The organism is Collinsella sp. An268, assembly GCF_002159765.1.
GTDB lineage: Bacteria > Actinomycetota > Coriobacteriia > Coriobacteriales > Coriobacteriaceae > Coprousia.
The window spans coordinates 1-15,119 of the sequence record NZ_NFJH01000001.1; the positions used below are offsets into that span (position 1 = coordinate 1).

The following is a 15,119-nucleotide window of genomic DNA, read 5'->3' on the forward strand; positions in this document are numbered from 1 at the left end:
TGACGCGGAAACGGCCCCTCCCGGGGCCGTTTCAGTTCCAGATCGTTGTTTTCGCCCGCTGAGCTGGGCCTATGCCGGAATCTCTCCCACAGAAACCACCGAAGAGCCATACTTCTTTCTCTCACGTCCGCGGCGCTTTGGTAAGACGCTGCTCATCTCTACCATGCAGGATTTCTTTGAGGGCAAGCGGGAGCTGTTCGATGGGCTTGCGGCTGGCGAGCTCGAGACGGAATGGGCTTCGAGCCCGGTTATCCGGCTGGATATGAGTATGGTGAAACCCGTCACGGTTGCAGGGTTGCGTGAGCGCCTCGGTGATATCTTGAGCGCTCTCGAGGAGCGCTTCGCCGTTGGGGAACGTCGTGCGACCACGCTCGGCGGGCGGCTTTCGGCTCTTATCGAATGCGCGGCGGCGGGGTGCGAGGGGAGTGTGGTGGTCCTCGTGGACGAGTACGACGCCCCTCTGCTGAACGTCATCGACGATCCAGAAACGTTGGATGCCTTTGGGGACGTTATGCCCGAGTTCTACGTTCCCCTCAAGGCGTGCGACGAGCGGCTGCGGTTCGTTTTTCTCACTGGCATCACCAAGTTCTCCCAGCTCTCGATTTTCTCTGAGCTCAACAATCTGGTTAACATCTCGATGAATCCCGCGTACGCCGGCATATGCGGCATCACCGAAGATGAGCTCAACAACCAGCTTGCCGATGATGTTGCGGGACTCGCTGCCACCCTAGGGGTGACTGCGAGCGATGCCTACGCCCTTCTCAAGGAGCATTACGACGGGTATCACTTCTGTGCTCAATCCCCCGACATCTACAACCCCTTCAGCTTGCTGAGCGCCTTCTTCAACGGGTCGGTCGGCTCCTTTTGGTTCGAGACGGGGACGCCGTCGTCCCTCATCAGGCTTCTCGCTGCTAAAGGCTGGCAGATTGTCGACCTTGAGGAGCGCGAGGCGCTTGATACGGGCTTCGACGTTCCCACGGAGTCGATGGACACCCCTTTGTCCATGCTCTATCAGGCTGGTTATCTCACCATCAAATCGTACGACCCCGAAAGTACCGTCTATACGCTGGGGATTCCCAATCGCGAGGTGAGCCGCGGCCTCTCTGAGGGGCTGGTTCGGCTGGGCGGGCAGGGTGCGCTCGATGAGCACAGCACGTTTTTGATCGGGCTGGCTCGGAGTCTCCGTTCCGGGGACCTCGACGGGGCGCTCGCGCGGCTTCGCGCATATCTGGCGGGCATCCCGTACCACCTTGGCAGCCGCGACGAGCGCGGGTTCCAGACCAAGTTCTACCTGATCCTCGATCTTCTGGGTATCCAGATCGAGACGGAGTTCAAGACGGCGACCGGCCGCGTGGACGCCGTGGTTCGCGCGCGGGGCAACGTGTATGTGTTCGAATTCAAGTACGTTAGGCCCGCTACCGAGGCGCTCGCCCAGATAGATCGAAAAGGGTACATGGTTCCCTTCTCTGCCGAGGAGGGGCGTCTTCTCAAAATCGGCGTGCGCTTCGATCCCGAGACCCAGACCGTGGGCGATTGGGTTATCCGCGAGGGTAGGACCGGTAACTAGCCCACTTGAGACTCATTGTGTTTAAGTGGTGCCACGTTTGGCCCGCCCGGGCAGCGCTTGCTGTCCGGGCGGGCCCGTTATGTACCACTGCGGCATGTCTTCTGCGAAATCACTATGCGCGCGCCGTAATGCTATACGCGCGATTTTATGTTCGAGCCGGCTAAGAAGCGTTACTGCATTCTTCAGTGACAATTCTCATAACATCACTTCCAATTATCACTAACGGTTCTGTGTGGATGTGAGTGATGTATGAAAGACAAGTCTATCGGCGAGATCATGGACATGCTTCGCGCCCAAAGACGAGATTACGCTCAATGCGAGGTAAAGACTTGTGCTGGAGATCTTTCGAAGGATGTCTGGAAGACGGCAAGCGCCTTTGCCAACACCGACGGTGGCACACTGGTTTTTAGGTGTGAGTGAGAAAGACAGCTTTGCACTCGTGGCGGATTTTCAGATCGACAGGGTCTGCGACCGGCTTGTGCCCGGCATGGGCGATTGCGGTTCTCCCAGCGTTCTGACAAATCCTCCCGAGTGTCGTATCGATCGCGTGGCGTACGAGGGGGCACGGTGCTCGTTGTTCGCATTGAGGAGCTGCCGGCCGCACAGAAGCCCTGCTATATAACGGCTCGAGGGGCCCACGGGGCAGTTATCGGCGCATCGACGATAAAGATGTGAGGTTGTCGCCCAATGAGCTCTACGCAATCCAGTCCGCGATGCTTGTCGACCGTTCCGATCGGGAGTCTGTTGAGGATGCGGAAGTTTCCGATCTTGACGGGGCGGTGTGCGAGGCGGCGTTTTCCCGCGCACTGCTTGTCGCGCCGCGTTCCCTGCGGGGCGCCGACGACGCTTCGGAGCGGTTGAGACGTCTGAACTTCACTGACTCACAAGGTCGAGTCATACGTGTGGGGCTGCTGGTGGCGGGAGTGTGTCCACAGCAGTTCTTCCCCAAGCTCCACGTTGATGTCGCGGTGCATCCGGGGACCGTCAAGGGGTCGGCGGGCGCGCTGCGGTTCCGCGACCGGACCGTCTGCGAGGGGACGCTCGGCGAGATGATCGAGGACGCGGTGACGGCGATTGCAAAGAACCTACGGCGCCGGTCGGTGGTGCGAGGCATCGGCAGGATCGATGAGCTGGAGATCCCCGAGGTCGTCCTACGCGAGATTGTGACCAACGCCCTGCTCCACCGCAGCTACAACGATCGCTTCGATCGGGAGGCGGTGACTGTCGACATCTTTGACGACCGTATTGAGGTCATCAATCCCGGCGGACTCTGGGGGAAATCGCGTGCCGACCTCGCTGACGGCAGGTCGTGTTGCCGCAACGCTACCATCATGAGGCTGATGTCTCTCGTTCCGTTGCCGAGCGCCGTGGGGTCGCCAGCCGAGGGCAATGGCACCGGCATTCCGCTCATGATAGCGGAGATGGCTGAGGGCGACCTCGAGCCGCCGGAGTTCTATCCCGCCATGGATCACTTCAAGGTAATCCTAAGGCGCCCTCAAGAAGATGGGGACGGAGGCGCGGTTGCGTCCAAGGGCGAGGCCCTCGTCGAGGCTGCGCTTCGGGAGGTTGGTCAGATGTCTGTCCGCGAGCTATCTGAGAGGTGCGGCATGTCCGTCAGCCAGACGCGCCGCCGCGTGAACAGCCTTATCGCCTGCAGGGTTGTCGAGGCCACCGCGCCCGCGACGAGCGGGAACCGTGCGTACCGACTGGTGTGACGAACGGCTCGGCAATGCCGTTTCTAGCATGGCGGTATCTTTCCAATCCCGGGAAGACTATCGATTGCCCGTCGCCCCGAACAGTGTCTATGCATCATGGATGCGCTAATCCCGTCAATGACTCCTTTTTGCATGTTGGGGTGCCGGGGCACACATCTTGCACATCCATATGCTTTCTGCCACAACCAACAATTTGCTACGAATATGTGCTCGATGTTTATTATAATAGAACAAAAGTTCGTACATGAGGGAGGTTTACGATGTGTGCGAGGCGAATGGCAAAAGAGTCGAATACATTCGGTGGTGAGTGGAGCATCAAAAAGCTGGATTGCGTAGAGAGCTATCTCCGCTCGTATCTCAAGGTGATGATGAAGAAGAATTGGGCGGAGCTGTACTACATTGATGCATTTTCGGGCAACGGAATCCAGCGATTCGAAGGGACGTACGGCGAGGATCAATTTTCAATTGCATTTGAAGATGAGCTGATAGGGAAGTTCGTCGAGGGTTCATCGATGCGCGCGTTGAAGGTTTCGGACGAGAGTGAACGTTCTGGAGAGCGAGGGTTCAAACATTTCTGCTTTCTTGAGTTAAGCGGTGATAAGTTGAGCGAGCTTAGAAGTCGTATAGAGGACTCGTATCCTCATATGTTGGCTAGATGCAAGTTTATACAGGGCGACGTTAACGATACGCTGCCAGAGCTCGTCAGATCTATTCCCTGGAAAGAGCAACGAGGGGTTATGTTTATAGACCCATGGGCAACGCAGCTGAGCTGGAGTAGCGTTGAGTCGCTCAGGGGCGCTCGTTGCGACATCTGGATGCTCTTCCCCTTAGGGGCAATTATCCGAATGCTTCCTGGAGATCATCTACCTCCTCGCGAATTTGAGGGTGCCTTGACGCGCATTTTCGGTGACGACGGCTGGAAGGATTTATACCGTCACGAGAGGGGAGTTCAGCTGTCGCTTTTTGACGAAGAGGGTCAGCAAGTTTCCCGTCAGAGAGGGACCAAAGAGTTGATTGATTACACTACAGACCGTTTGCGAACAGTGTCCCAATGCGTTTGCGGCCCCGCTGAACTTAGGACGTCGACAAACGCCCCGCTGTTCGCGTTATACTCGATGTTGCCAGCAGGCTCTCAAGAGGCAATTCGGCCTTTTAAAGCTATTTCAAATCACCTGCTTAAGTCAATTGCTTGAGGTGGTCAAGATGAAGACGATCGTGCGGAAATCCATGCTGTATAAGACGGGGGTCGAGTATGGTGACTACACGATGAACCACGTGCAGGGATGTTCGCACGGCTGCACCTACCCCTGCTACGCTATGCTCATGGCAAAAAGGTTCGGACGCGCTTCTTCCTATGAGGACTGGTGCGAACCGCGTCTCGTCTCAAACACCTTGGAGCTGTTGGACCGCGAGATCCCCCGTCTGAAACCTAAGATTCGCACCGTGCACCTGTGCTTTACAACGGACCCGTTTATGTACGGCTATGATGAGGTGTCCGCGATGAGTGTCGAGGCAATGCGGAAGCTTAATGCGGCTCACATCCCCGTGACTGCGCTGAGCAAAGGCCTACTTCCTTTGGAACTTGCAGAGCTATCTCATGACAACTCGTACGGAATCACCTTGATTTCGCTGGACGAGTCGTATCGTGAGAAGGCGGAGCCCGGCGCCGCGCCTTATCGGGAGCGCATCGCTGCGCTGAAGGAGCTTCATGACAAGGGGTGCAATACCTGGGTGAGTATCGAGCCGTATCCGTCTCCCAATCTTATCGAGCAAGACCTTCATGAAATCTTGGAGGAGGTCTCTTTCGCGAATCGCATCATATTCGGCCGCACCAATTACAACAGGGTGGTTTCCTCTTACCCCAACGTTAAGGTGTGGTACGACCGGTTGGCGCATGAGGTGATTTCATTTTGCGACGCGAACGGTATTGCCTGTCACATAAAGAAGGGGACCCTGCAGCTGGTGGATGATGCTCCAAGCGCGCCAATCGCGCCGTCTGGCGAATAACCCCTTGACAGGGCGCGGAAGACCCTCGTACACTCACGGTGTATTCAATTGAATAGCAACGGGATTTGTTACGGAATCGCCGGCATGACCCAGGTACCACGCGAGTGGGCCTGGGTTTTTTCGTAACGGTCCGCAGGAGAGGACAGATTGAAAGGAGGTGCGACATGAACGTACTCAAGCGCATCAACAACAACGTCGTGCTCGTGGTCGAGTCGGGCGTCAAGATGATCGTGACGGGCAAGGGCATCGGCTATAAGGCGTATCCCGGCGATGAGGTCAACCGCGACTTCATCGAGCAGCGCTTTGTGATGCAGGACGGTGACAACATCTCCTATTACATCGAGCTGCTGCGCGAGACACCGCCCAAGCTGCTCTCGCTCGCCAAGGCGATTATCGACGCAGCCCAGATCGACCTCGGGCACCGCTTGCCACAGAAGCTCGTGTTCACGCTGGCAGACCACATCATGTTTGCCATCAAGCGGTTGAGCCAGGGCATGGGGATCGACCATCCCATGGCGTGGGAGATCAGGCAGTTCTACCCGGCAGAGTACCAGGCGGGGGAGCACTCGCTCGCGCTGCTGCGCGCGGCGACGCACATCGATGTGCCCGAGGCCGAGGCGGCGTTTTTCGCCATGCACTACGTCAACGCGCTCGGCGGTCTTTCCAGCGAGTTCGATGCGGCGGACCTGGTCGCCACCATGCGCGGTGCCATCGCCGTTATCGAGGAGCACTTTGGCAAGCCGGTTGACGAAACGACGCGCGCTTTCTCGCGTTTTGTCGTGCACCTCCGCTACTGCCTGCTAGGCCAGATGGGCCCCGAGGCCGACCGCGTCCAGACGAGCAGCGCGAACGACGAGCTTAACGCGCTCATCAAGACCGCCTACCCGGAGTCGTTCGCCTGCGCCACCAAGGTGGCGCGCTACCTCAAGGAGGCGCACGGCACGCCGGCAACGCCCAGCAGCGTTCTCTACCTCACCTTGCACATCAACAGGTTACTGGCGTCTGAGGAGGCATCCCATGACCAATAAGGAACTTGCGCGGCGCATCATCGAGGGCGTCGGCGGCGAGGGCAACGTATCCTCGCTCACGCATTGCGTGACCCGTCTGCGGTTCACGTTGAAAGACGAGTCCCGGGCAAACGCCAAGGCACTCGAGGCCCTGGACGGCATCATGAGCGTGCAGCGCTCGGCGGGCCAGTTCCAGGTGGTGGTCGGCACCAAGGTGAACGCGGTGTACCGCGAGATCATGGACGCGACGCGCATCTCCGAGGGAGGGTCCGCCCCCGCGAAGGCGGACGGCAAGAAGAAATCGCCCATTGCCCTTCTCTTCGAGACGCTCTCGGCGATCCTCATCCCCAGTCTGCCTCCCATCATCGGCGGCGGCATGCTCAAGGGCGTCATCTACGGCGCGTGGGGCTTTGGCTGGATCGCGATGGACGACCCGCTCTTCGTCCTGCTCGACCTCATGTCGAACTGCATGTTCTACTTCTATCCGTTCCTTCTGGCGGTGTCCGCGGCGGAGCGCTTCCGCACCAACAAGTACATGGCGCTCTCGCTTGCCGGCGCGCTCATGTCGAGCGTCATCATCAACGGTGCGGCCGAGGGCCTCGGCAGCATGCAGGTGGGGCCGCTCGCCATCCCTTACATCGACTACAGCTCCTCGGTCATCCCCATCATCCTCAACGTGTGGCTCATGAGCTACGTGTACCGGTTCTTTGAGAAGCACATTCCCGACATCGTGAGCGTGATCTTCACGCCCATGCTGACCCTCGTCATCATGGTGCCCGTGGCGCTCGCCGCCGTGGCGCCCATCGGCTACTACATCGGCGAGTACGTCGGCCTGGCCGTCGAGGCGCTCATCGACTTCCAGCCCGCGGTAGCCGGCTTCGTCGTCGGCGCGCTCCGCCCGCTCACCGTGTTCACCGGTACGCACCACGCCGTCCGCGCCATCGTCTCACAGCAGCTCGCAATGTACGGCTACACCACCATCGGCGCCATGAACTACATGTCCACCATGGCTCAGGCCGCCGCGCCGCTCGCCATCTACCTCGTGCTGCGCAACAAGAATAAGAAGATGGCAGACATCTCCTTCTCGAGCGCCGTCTCCGGTTTCCTGGGCGTCACCGAGCCCGGTCTGTACGGCGTCATCATGAACTACAAGGTCGCCTTCATCGCCACCACCATCGGCGGCGGCGTGGGCGCGGCGATCGCCTCCTCGTTTGGCGCGGCCGAGTACGGCATGGTCATGTCGTCGCTGCTCACCATCCCGGCCACCATGGGCGAGGGCTTCATGGGCATCGTCATCGGCCTGCCGGTCTCCGTCATCGTCACCATGGCGATCATCCTCGCGATGAAAAACGAGGTCATCAAGGAGGACATCGCCAACAACGCCGAGGGTATCGAGCCCTCGCTGGAAGATGAGGCCGAGGACCGCACCGTCGCCGTCGTGAGCCCTGTCGCCGGCACCGTGAAGCCGATCGCCTCCTTTGCACAGAACGCGCTCGCCGCGCGCTGCGGTGAGGCCGCCGTCGCCATCGTGGGCACCGACCGCGAGGTTTGCGCCCCCGCTGCGGGCGAGCTCTCGTTTGACGCCGGGGTGGCGACCGTCACCATGGCGGACGGTGCGCGGGTCCTGATCTGCGCACTCGACGATGCGGCGGCGCTCGAGCCCGCCGCTCCAGCGGGTGCCGTCGCCGCCGGCGACGTCATCGCCCGGGTGACGGGTGCGGCCGAGGGGGCCGAGGTCGCGCTCGGCGTGGCGCTCGCCGACCCCGAGCGGTTCCTCGACGCGTTCCCCGTATCCAACCATCCCACCGTCAAGCGCGGAGATATCGTGTTGAGTGCGATCGAGCTCGCACGTTAGCTTTCCCTTGCCGATTGAGAGGAGTAACACCCATGAGACTCATCAAGGTTGCGGACTATGAGGAGATGAGCCAGGTGGCGGCCACCATCTTGCTGGGCGCCATGTACCGGGAGGGGAGGGTCAACCTCTCCATCACGGGAGGCTCCACGCCCAAGCGCATGTACGAGATCCTCGTGCCCTCCGTGCGCGCCGCCCGTCCGCTGGGGCATTTTGACGATGTGCACTTCTTCAACTTCGACGAGATTCCCTACCGCGCGGAGGACCGCGAGGGCGTGACCATCTCGGGGCTGCGGAGCGCGTTTCTTACTCCCGCGGGCATCGCGGAGGAAAACATCCACCCGCTCGACCAGCGCAACTACACCGAGCGCGATGCGTACCTCAAGAGCATCGGCGGGCTCGATATGATCGTGCTCGGCCTCGGGTGGGACGGGCACTTCTGCGGCAACCTGCCGGGGACCACGCATTTTGGCGACGGGACCTGTCGGGTGGAGTGCGACGACTACCTGCGCAGCCGGCTCGTGGACGAGTTCGAGCGCGGCGAGGTCGACGTGCCGGACTACTACATCACCATGGGGCCGCGCGCCATCATGGCCGCGCGCGAGCTCGTGATGATCGCCTCGGGGGAGAAGAAGGCCAAGGCGGTCGCCAAGCTCCTCTCCGGTGAGGTGACGGAGGAGTGGCCCTCCACGGTGCTCACGCTGCACCCGCACTTCGCGCTCATCGCCGACGAGGCGGCGCTCTCCGAGGTGGCGTAGCGCTTACGGGCCCCGTTGGGTACCCCGTCCGCTAATATAGCCAGAAAAAGAGAATGGGGGCGATGCCGCGTCGACGTGGCATCGCCCCCAAGTCGTACAGGAAGTGCTTCTCGGACCGTCAAGCAACCAGTTTTGCCATGAGGCCGCGGTGGGTTTTCATCAAACCGCGTTCGCCCGCGCATGTCTGCTCGCTTGTGAACCTGCGAGCGCTTTGCGGTAGGCACGCGGGGTCATCTGGTAGAACAGTTCGAATTTCCGGTAGAAGAAGCTCATGTTGGTGATGCCTACCTTGTGTGCAATCGCCTCGATGGAGCGCTCGGTGTTGAGCAGAAGCCAGGCGGCCTCGGACATCTGCTGGCCCAGCCTGATTTGCGAGAACGTTTCGCCCGTCTTGGCTTTGAGCAGATTGCCGAGGTAGTTGGTGCTGTAGCCAAACTCGCGTGCCACCGATCCCAGCGTACATGTTTTGTAGTTGTGCTCGATGTGGTCGAGGATGCGCGCTGTCTTGTCGTCGATGTTGGAGACCGGGTCCTGCAGCTGCGCTTGGTAGTAGAGCGCGCGGATGAGCTCCATGAACACGAGCGTGGCATAGCTGCGCAACATGTCCTCGGTGTACACGTCGGGGAAGAGGTACTCATGGGCGAGAAGCCGGATGAGGTCGGGTAGGTTGCCGGTGTGCTCGTGGGTAACGATGATGGCGTGGTCGCGCTGGCGCCGATGGCTGATGCTCTCGAAGAGAAACGTGGTGAGGATGCCGCCGCCGGGAAGGCTCGCGAGAAATACGGAGTCGAAGAACTCCTGTAGAAACGTGATGGCGATGACGATGTCGCCCTCGCCCTTCTTCGAAGGGACGCTCCGCACCGCCTCGGTATCGAAGAGGACGGCATCGCCCTGGGTGAGCTCGAACTGCCTGCCGTCGACTACGTAGCGACATGAGCCGCTGTAGAGGTAGTTCAGCTCCATCGCCGTGTTGACATGGGGCGGGATGGTGGTAAAGCGCGTTTCCTTGATGAGGCCGATGGCGCTGCGCCGTACGGTGTTGCGCCAGTCGAAGACAAGGACGTCCTCGCCGTCGATGGTGACGCGCGGAGTGCGGTCGTACACGGGGCTCGGCTCGCCGGGATGCGCGAGGTGCCAAGCCTCACTGGCGGTATGGGCGCGGAGCCTGCGATCGAGTACGTCGTCTAGCATGGCCGCTGCCCCCCTCGCCCTCCGTCATTGTGCATGGAACCTGTAAATATGTCATAGATAGACCATAAATGTGATATTACCACGTATTTCTCTCCTCCGTATACTGAGCCTTGCCATGGCATAGAACCCATCCAAGAACCGAACGCGCTGCGTTGGGTTCGTGTAGAAAGGAGCGTGCCGCTCATGCTCAAAACGGGTTTTGACGCTGATTTTCTCTGGGGCGGCGCCATATCCGCCTCGCAGGCGGACGGAGGTTGGCGCGAGGGCGGCAAAGGTGTGTCGACCCAAGATTTGCGTTATCTCGACCCCGCATGGGACCATGATGAGGTCGAACGCAAGCATCACGAGGCGCCGTTCACGCGAGCCGAGATGGAGACCGCGCTCGTCGACGACACCGTGACCTTCTATCCCAACCGCCGAGGTAACGACTTCTACCATCGCTATCGCGGCGATATCGAACTGTTTGCCGAGATGGGACTTAAGCTCTTCCGCACGTCAATCTGCTGGAGCCGCATCTTTCCCCAGGGGGACGACCCCGAGCCCAACCGCGAGGGCATCGCGTATTACCGCGACATGTTCGAGCGGTGCCATGCGCGCGGCATCAAGGTGTTCTGCACCATCCTCCACTACGACATTCCGGTCAACCTGCTGCTCAAATACGGCGGCTGGAAGAGCCGGCAGACCATCGACTTCTATGTGCGTTACGCCCGCACGCTCTTTGAAGAGCTCGGCGACGTGGTCGACTATTGGCTGCCGTTCAACGAGTTCAATGCGGGCCGTTTCGCGCCGTGGGACGGCGTGTGCCTCATTCCCGGTGAAGAGGATTCTGGTCAGCAGGTGTTCCAGTGCCTGCACCATCAGTTTGTCGCGAATGCGCGCGTGGTCAAGCTTGCGCACGAGATGCTCCCTGGTAAGCCCGTGGGCGGCATGATTGCGCGGTTCTGCACGTATCCCGCCACCTGCAAGCCTGAGGACAACCTGCAGGCACTGCAAGACGATCAGTATGCCAATTGGTTCTATACGGATGTGATGGCGCGGGGCGCCTATCCCGCCTACATGGAGCGCTATTTCGACCAGTTTGATATCCGGGTTCAGTTTGCTGAGGGCGACGCCGAGCTTCTGCGTGAGAATACGGTAGACTTCCTGTCCTTCTCCTACTACTTCAGCCAGGTGTCAACCACCGAGCAGGGTTGGGAGAAGACGGCGGGCAACCTCGTCATGGCCAACAAGAATCCCTATCTGCCCACGTCCGAATGGGGCTGGCAGATGGATCCGGTGGGTCTACGTATCACGCTCAACCAGATGTACGACCGTTACGGCCTGCCGCTTTACATTGCCGAGAACGGACTGGGAACATCCGATGTTCTGGAGTCCGATGGGACGGTTCACGACGACTATCGCATCGACTACCTCCGCAGCCACATCGAGCAGCTTCGCGAGGCGGTTATCGACGGCGTCGACGTGCGAGGCTACATGGTGTGGGGCTTCATCGACGTCGTCTCGTGCGGCCCGCTCACGATGGACAAGCGCTACGGCCTCATCTATGTCGATTTGGACAACGGTGGCAAGGGAACGGGTGAGCGCTTCCGCAAGGATTCGTTCTACTGGTACCAGAGATGCATCTCCTCAAACGGCGCCGACCTCGCATAACCGCTCTCGTGCGACTGATGACGCAAGCTCTCTCATGAAAGGGGCAAGACATGAAAACCAACAAGCAGCTCGCCCAGGACATCTTGAAGGAGTTGGGTGGGGCGGAAAATGTCTCCCACGCGACGCATTGCATAACGCGCCTGCGCGTGAACCTCGTCGATGACAGCAAGGCGGATCTCGACGCGCTCAAAGTCATGGACGGCGCTATGGGCGCGCAGGTCAAAGACGGTCAGTGGCAGATCATTATCGGACCCAAGGTGAGCGACGTCTTTATGGAGTTCGAGCCGCTTCTGGGCGGCGGTAAGACGGGCGATGGCGGCGCTGGCACCAAGTTCAACTTCATGGACACCATCACCGGCATCTTCTCGCCCATTATTCCCGCGCTGGTGGCAGGTGGTATCGTCAAGGGCGTACTTGCCATCGTGGCCGGTTTTGGCGTTGACACGAGCGCTGGCGATTGGGCGCTCTTCAACATGATCTCCGATATCCCGTTCTACTTCCTGCCGTTCCTGCTTGCGGTCTCCTCGGCGCGCAAGTTCCGCGTAAACGAGTTTCTGGCGGTATGCGTCGCCGGCTCACTGCTCTATCCGACGTTTACCGCCGCCGTCGAGTCGGGCGAGATCGCTTTTACACTCTTCGGTATCGCTGTTCCGCAGTTCAGTTACTCCAGTTCGGTCTTTCCGGTCATCTTTGGAGTGGCGGGCCTCTCGCTTGTGTACCATGCCATCGATCGCTTCGTGCCCGACCTCTTCAAGCTCGTGGTCGTGCCCGCGCTTTCGCTCATGATCGTCATCCCGCTCAACCTCATGCTGCTGGCACCCATCGGGGCCTGGTGCGGCATCGGCCTTGCGAACGGCATCGTGTGGCTCTTCTCCACGCTCGGCCCCGTCGCCGGCTTCCTGCTTGGGTTCTTCATGCCGTTGATCGTGCTCTTCGGCATGCACCAGTCCACTTCGCCCATCCAAATCGCCAACATCGCCCAGATGGGCTACGACTATCTGCTGCCCGTCTCGTTCTGCCATAACCTGGCCGAGAGCGGCGCGTCCTTTGGGGCATCGCTGCGCATGAAGGATCCGGCTATGCGTTCTGCGGGCATCACCTGCGCGTTTTCCGCGTTCATGGGTATCTCCGAGCCGGCGCTCTTCACCGTTCAGGTACCCAACAAGACGCCGCTTATCGGCGCGATGGTGGGCTGCGGCGTCGGCGGTGCGCTCGCGCAGATTCTGGGCGTCAAGTGCTTTGGCTTCGTCATGCCCGGTATCACTTCGCTGCCCGTGTACATGGATCCCTCGGGTGCTATGTGGAACATCATCGCCATCCTCATCTGCCTGGTGGCATCGTTTGCCATCTCCGCGGGCGTGGCGTTTGCGTTCACTAAGCCCATAGAGCCGTAAGGGGGTCGCGGTAGGGACGGCTTCGTCCATAGTGCGCAGTCTCCGGTACACAGAAAGCGCGTATGGCCGCATCGGTGTAATGCCGGTGCGGCCTGTTGTGCATCGCCTCGAGCAGGAAGCCCCTCGGCCGGGGAGGGGGTTAAACGAGCATGTGAACGCTTGTATTCACTTGTGTCAGGATTGTTTTGGCAATATTGACAGGGGGTAGCCAAAAGCTCTACAGTTACGAGAAGTTGGGTGGGGGCACCTGTAACTATTCTGGCTCCCGACCATAGAGAAGGGATGCTCTCATGAAGAAGCTCGTTACTGCTATTGCAGCGGCTGCCATGATGTTCGCCCTGCCGGGTGTCGCCATGGCCGCTGAGTCCTCTCAGTTTAACAGCCCGGCCGGCACCACGGTGACCGACACCACCTCTGGTGTTGCGCTCGCCGTCTCCGGCGACATCATCGGCGACGGTTTTATACATGTTGAGGTTACCGACAAGGTCGCCTCGAACGTTCCCGAGGGTGTTACCCCCATCGCCTCCTTTGAGGTCACCAAGGATGACGGTGTGGAAATCAATGGTCAGCTGAGCTTCGTGTTCTCCGTCGGCACCCAGTACGCTGGTGCCACCGCTACCATCTACATCCAGCATGATGGCGGCGCTACCGAGACCCAGACCGCCACGGTCGCTGCCGACGGCACCATCACCATCGCTGTTGACAAGCTCTCCGTCTTCTCCGTCGTGATCGACGAGTCCACCATCCCGGCTGGCGGTGCCACCACCGACACCTCCGCCACCTCTCCGCAGACCAACGCCACGGTCGCTCCGGTTGCCATGGTGACCACCGTCGCCGTCCTCGGTGCTGGTGCCGCCGCGGTCGCCCTGCGCAAGAAGGTCAACGAGTAAGAGGCCTTTCGCGCGGTTGCGCGGCTTCTGAGCTGCAAAAGGGGGCCCGGTTTCGGGTCCCCTTTTTTGGTACGTAGGGGAGTGCGGCGCCGGTACGGACCGGACGCCGCATCGCGACTCGGCGCCTCGTGCGGATGTTGGGGCCGCACGGGTGTGCCAGCAAAGGACGGTTATGGCTGCTACGGATACTCCCGAGCAGGAGAGGAAACCTAAGAAGCGCGGGGTCGCCCCGCTCGTCGTCATTCTGGTGGTGTGCCTTCTGGTCGCCGTCGGCGGCGGCGGGTACATGCTCACGCAGTACCTCAGGGCGCAGGAGGAGCTCGCGCGTCAAGAGGAGACGCCCACCCCGGAGGAGGTCGAGCCGGAGGAGGAGCTCCCCGCGAACCCCATCGACTTCGGTTCGGTAAAGGTCGACACGCCCGAGGCGTATGCCTGGATCTACATCCCCGATACGGGCGTGAACTACCCCATCATGCGGAGCGCGACGGACGACAACTTCTACCTGCGCCGCAACGAGCACGGCGAGGATTCCGTCTTTGGCTCCATCTTTACCCAGAGCATGAACGCGCTCGACTTCTCCGATCCCGTCACGCTTATCTACGGGCACAACACGGCCAACCACACCATGTTCGGCGATGTGCGCCAGATGGAGAACCCGGACTACTTCGCCTCCCACGAGACGATGTACATCTACACGCCGGGGCACATCCTCACCTACCGCATCATCGCCGCCTATATGTACGACGACCGCCACATCATGAACAGCTTCGATTTTACGGACGTCGAGACGCGTCTGGCGTACTTCGATTCCGTCCTGCATCCCACGTCGATGTCGGTCAACGTGCGGGAGGGGTCGACGCTCGACGAGAACAGCAAGATCGTCCAGCTGAGCACCTGTCCGGACGTCAACACCACAAGCAACAGCCGCTTTATTGTGACGGGAGTACTGATCGATGACCAACCGACCCAGTGATGAGGAGCGTCCGGAATCGGTCGACCTAGAGGAGGAAGGAGCGCGTGCTGAGGATGCACCCGGAGCTGGGAAGCCGGCCGAGGAGGCTCCCGTTAGCGAGGCCTCTTCTGCAGAG

At 60.3% G+C, this 15,119-nt stretch carries 13 protein-coding genes; 12 read left to right on the forward strand and 1 reads right to left on the reverse strand.

What is annotated here, in order from left to right:
- Positions 1-79: 79 nt before the first annotated feature.
- The 8 genes from B5F70_RS00005 (at position 80) to B5F70_RS00035 (ending at position 8,906) form a co-directional block, all read left to right on the forward strand.
- A complete protein-coding gene (locus B5F70_RS00005) occupies positions 80-1,567 on the forward strand; it encodes an ATP-binding protein (RefSeq protein WP_256363440.1) in 1,488 nt (495 codons plus the stop codon).
- Between the two features lie 282 nt (positions 1,568-1,849).
- Positions 1,850-1,987 (forward strand): RNA-binding domain-containing protein, encoded by a 138-nt coding sequence (locus B5F70_RS10995; protein WP_343283714.1) that lies wholly within the window; start codon positions 1,850-1,852, stop codon positions 1,985-1,987.
- A gap of 257 nt (positions 1,988-2,244) precedes the next feature.
- Positions 2,245-3,282, forward strand: a complete 1,038-nt coding sequence (locus B5F70_RS00010; RefSeq protein WP_241145850.1) for an ATP-binding protein — start codon at positions 2,245-2,247, stop codon at positions 3,280-3,282.
- A gap of 275 nt (positions 3,283-3,557) precedes the next feature.
- Positions 3,558-4,475, forward strand: a complete 918-nt coding sequence (gene tcmP / locus B5F70_RS00015; RefSeq protein WP_158094892.1) for a three-Cys-motif partner protein TcmP — start codon at positions 3,558-3,560, stop codon at positions 4,473-4,475.
- Positions 4,476-4,485: 10 nt separating this feature from the next.
- Entirely contained in the window at positions 4,486-5,289 is an 804-nt protein-coding gene (locus B5F70_RS00020) for a radical SAM protein (protein ID WP_087203522.1), read from the forward strand.
- A gap of 164 nt (positions 5,290-5,453) precedes the next feature.
- Positions 5,454-6,317, forward strand: coding sequence for a PRD domain-containing protein (locus B5F70_RS00025; protein ID WP_087203523.1), 864 nt, complete (start codon positions 5,454-5,456; stop codon positions 6,315-6,317).
- Positions 6,307-8,151 carry a PTS transporter subunit EIIC gene (locus tag B5F70_RS00030; protein WP_087203524.1) on the forward strand — a complete coding sequence of 615 codons (1,845 nt, stop codon included), beginning with the start codon at positions 6,307-6,309 and terminating at the stop codon, positions 8,149-8,151. Before B5F70_RS00025 ends, B5F70_RS00030 begins: the two co-directional genes overlap by 11 nt.
- A 32-nt stretch (positions 8,152-8,183) precedes the next feature.
- Positions 8,184-8,906, forward strand: a complete 723-nt coding sequence (locus B5F70_RS00035; RefSeq protein ID WP_087203525.1) for a glucosamine-6-phosphate deaminase — start codon at positions 8,184-8,186, stop codon at positions 8,904-8,906.
- Positions 8,907-9,065: 159 nt separating this feature from the next.
- On the opposite strand, the gene B5F70_RS00040 is transcribed toward B5F70_RS00035, so the two are convergent.
- The gene (locus tag B5F70_RS00040; RefSeq protein WP_087203526.1) at positions 9,066-10,097 is read right to left on the reverse strand and encodes an AraC family transcriptional regulator; all 1,032 of its coding nucleotides are present in this window, start codon (positions 10,095-10,097) and stop codon (positions 9,066-9,068) included.
- Between the two features lie 183 nt (positions 10,098-10,280).
- Here B5F70_RS00040 and B5F70_RS00045 point away from each other — a divergent pair, with 183 nt between their 5' ends.
- The 4 genes from B5F70_RS00045 (at position 10,281) to B5F70_RS00060 (ending at position 15,004) form a co-directional block, all read left to right on the forward strand.
- On the forward strand, positions 10,281-11,747 hold the full coding sequence (locus tag B5F70_RS00045; RefSeq protein ID WP_087203527.1) for a glycoside hydrolase family 1 protein: 1,467 nt from the start codon (positions 10,281-10,283) through the stop codon (positions 11,745-11,747).
- 50 nt (positions 11,748-11,797) lie between these two features.
- The gene (locus tag B5F70_RS00050) at positions 11,798-13,141 is read left to right on the forward strand and encodes a PTS transporter subunit EIIC (protein WP_087203528.1); all 1,344 of its coding nucleotides are present in this window, start codon (positions 11,798-11,800) and stop codon (positions 13,139-13,141) included.
- A 290-nt stretch (positions 13,142-13,431) separates the two neighbouring features.
- Positions 13,432-14,031 carry a hypothetical protein gene (locus B5F70_RS00055; protein WP_087203529.1) on the forward strand — a complete coding sequence of 200 codons (600 nt, stop codon included), beginning with the start codon at positions 13,432-13,434 and terminating at the stop codon, positions 14,029-14,031.
- A gap of 172 nt (positions 14,032-14,203) precedes the next feature.
- Positions 14,204-15,004, forward strand: coding sequence for a class B sortase (locus B5F70_RS00060; RefSeq protein WP_087203530.1), 801 nt, complete (start codon positions 14,204-14,206; stop codon positions 15,002-15,004).
- The last annotated feature ends 115 nt before the right edge of the window (positions 15,005-15,119 follow it).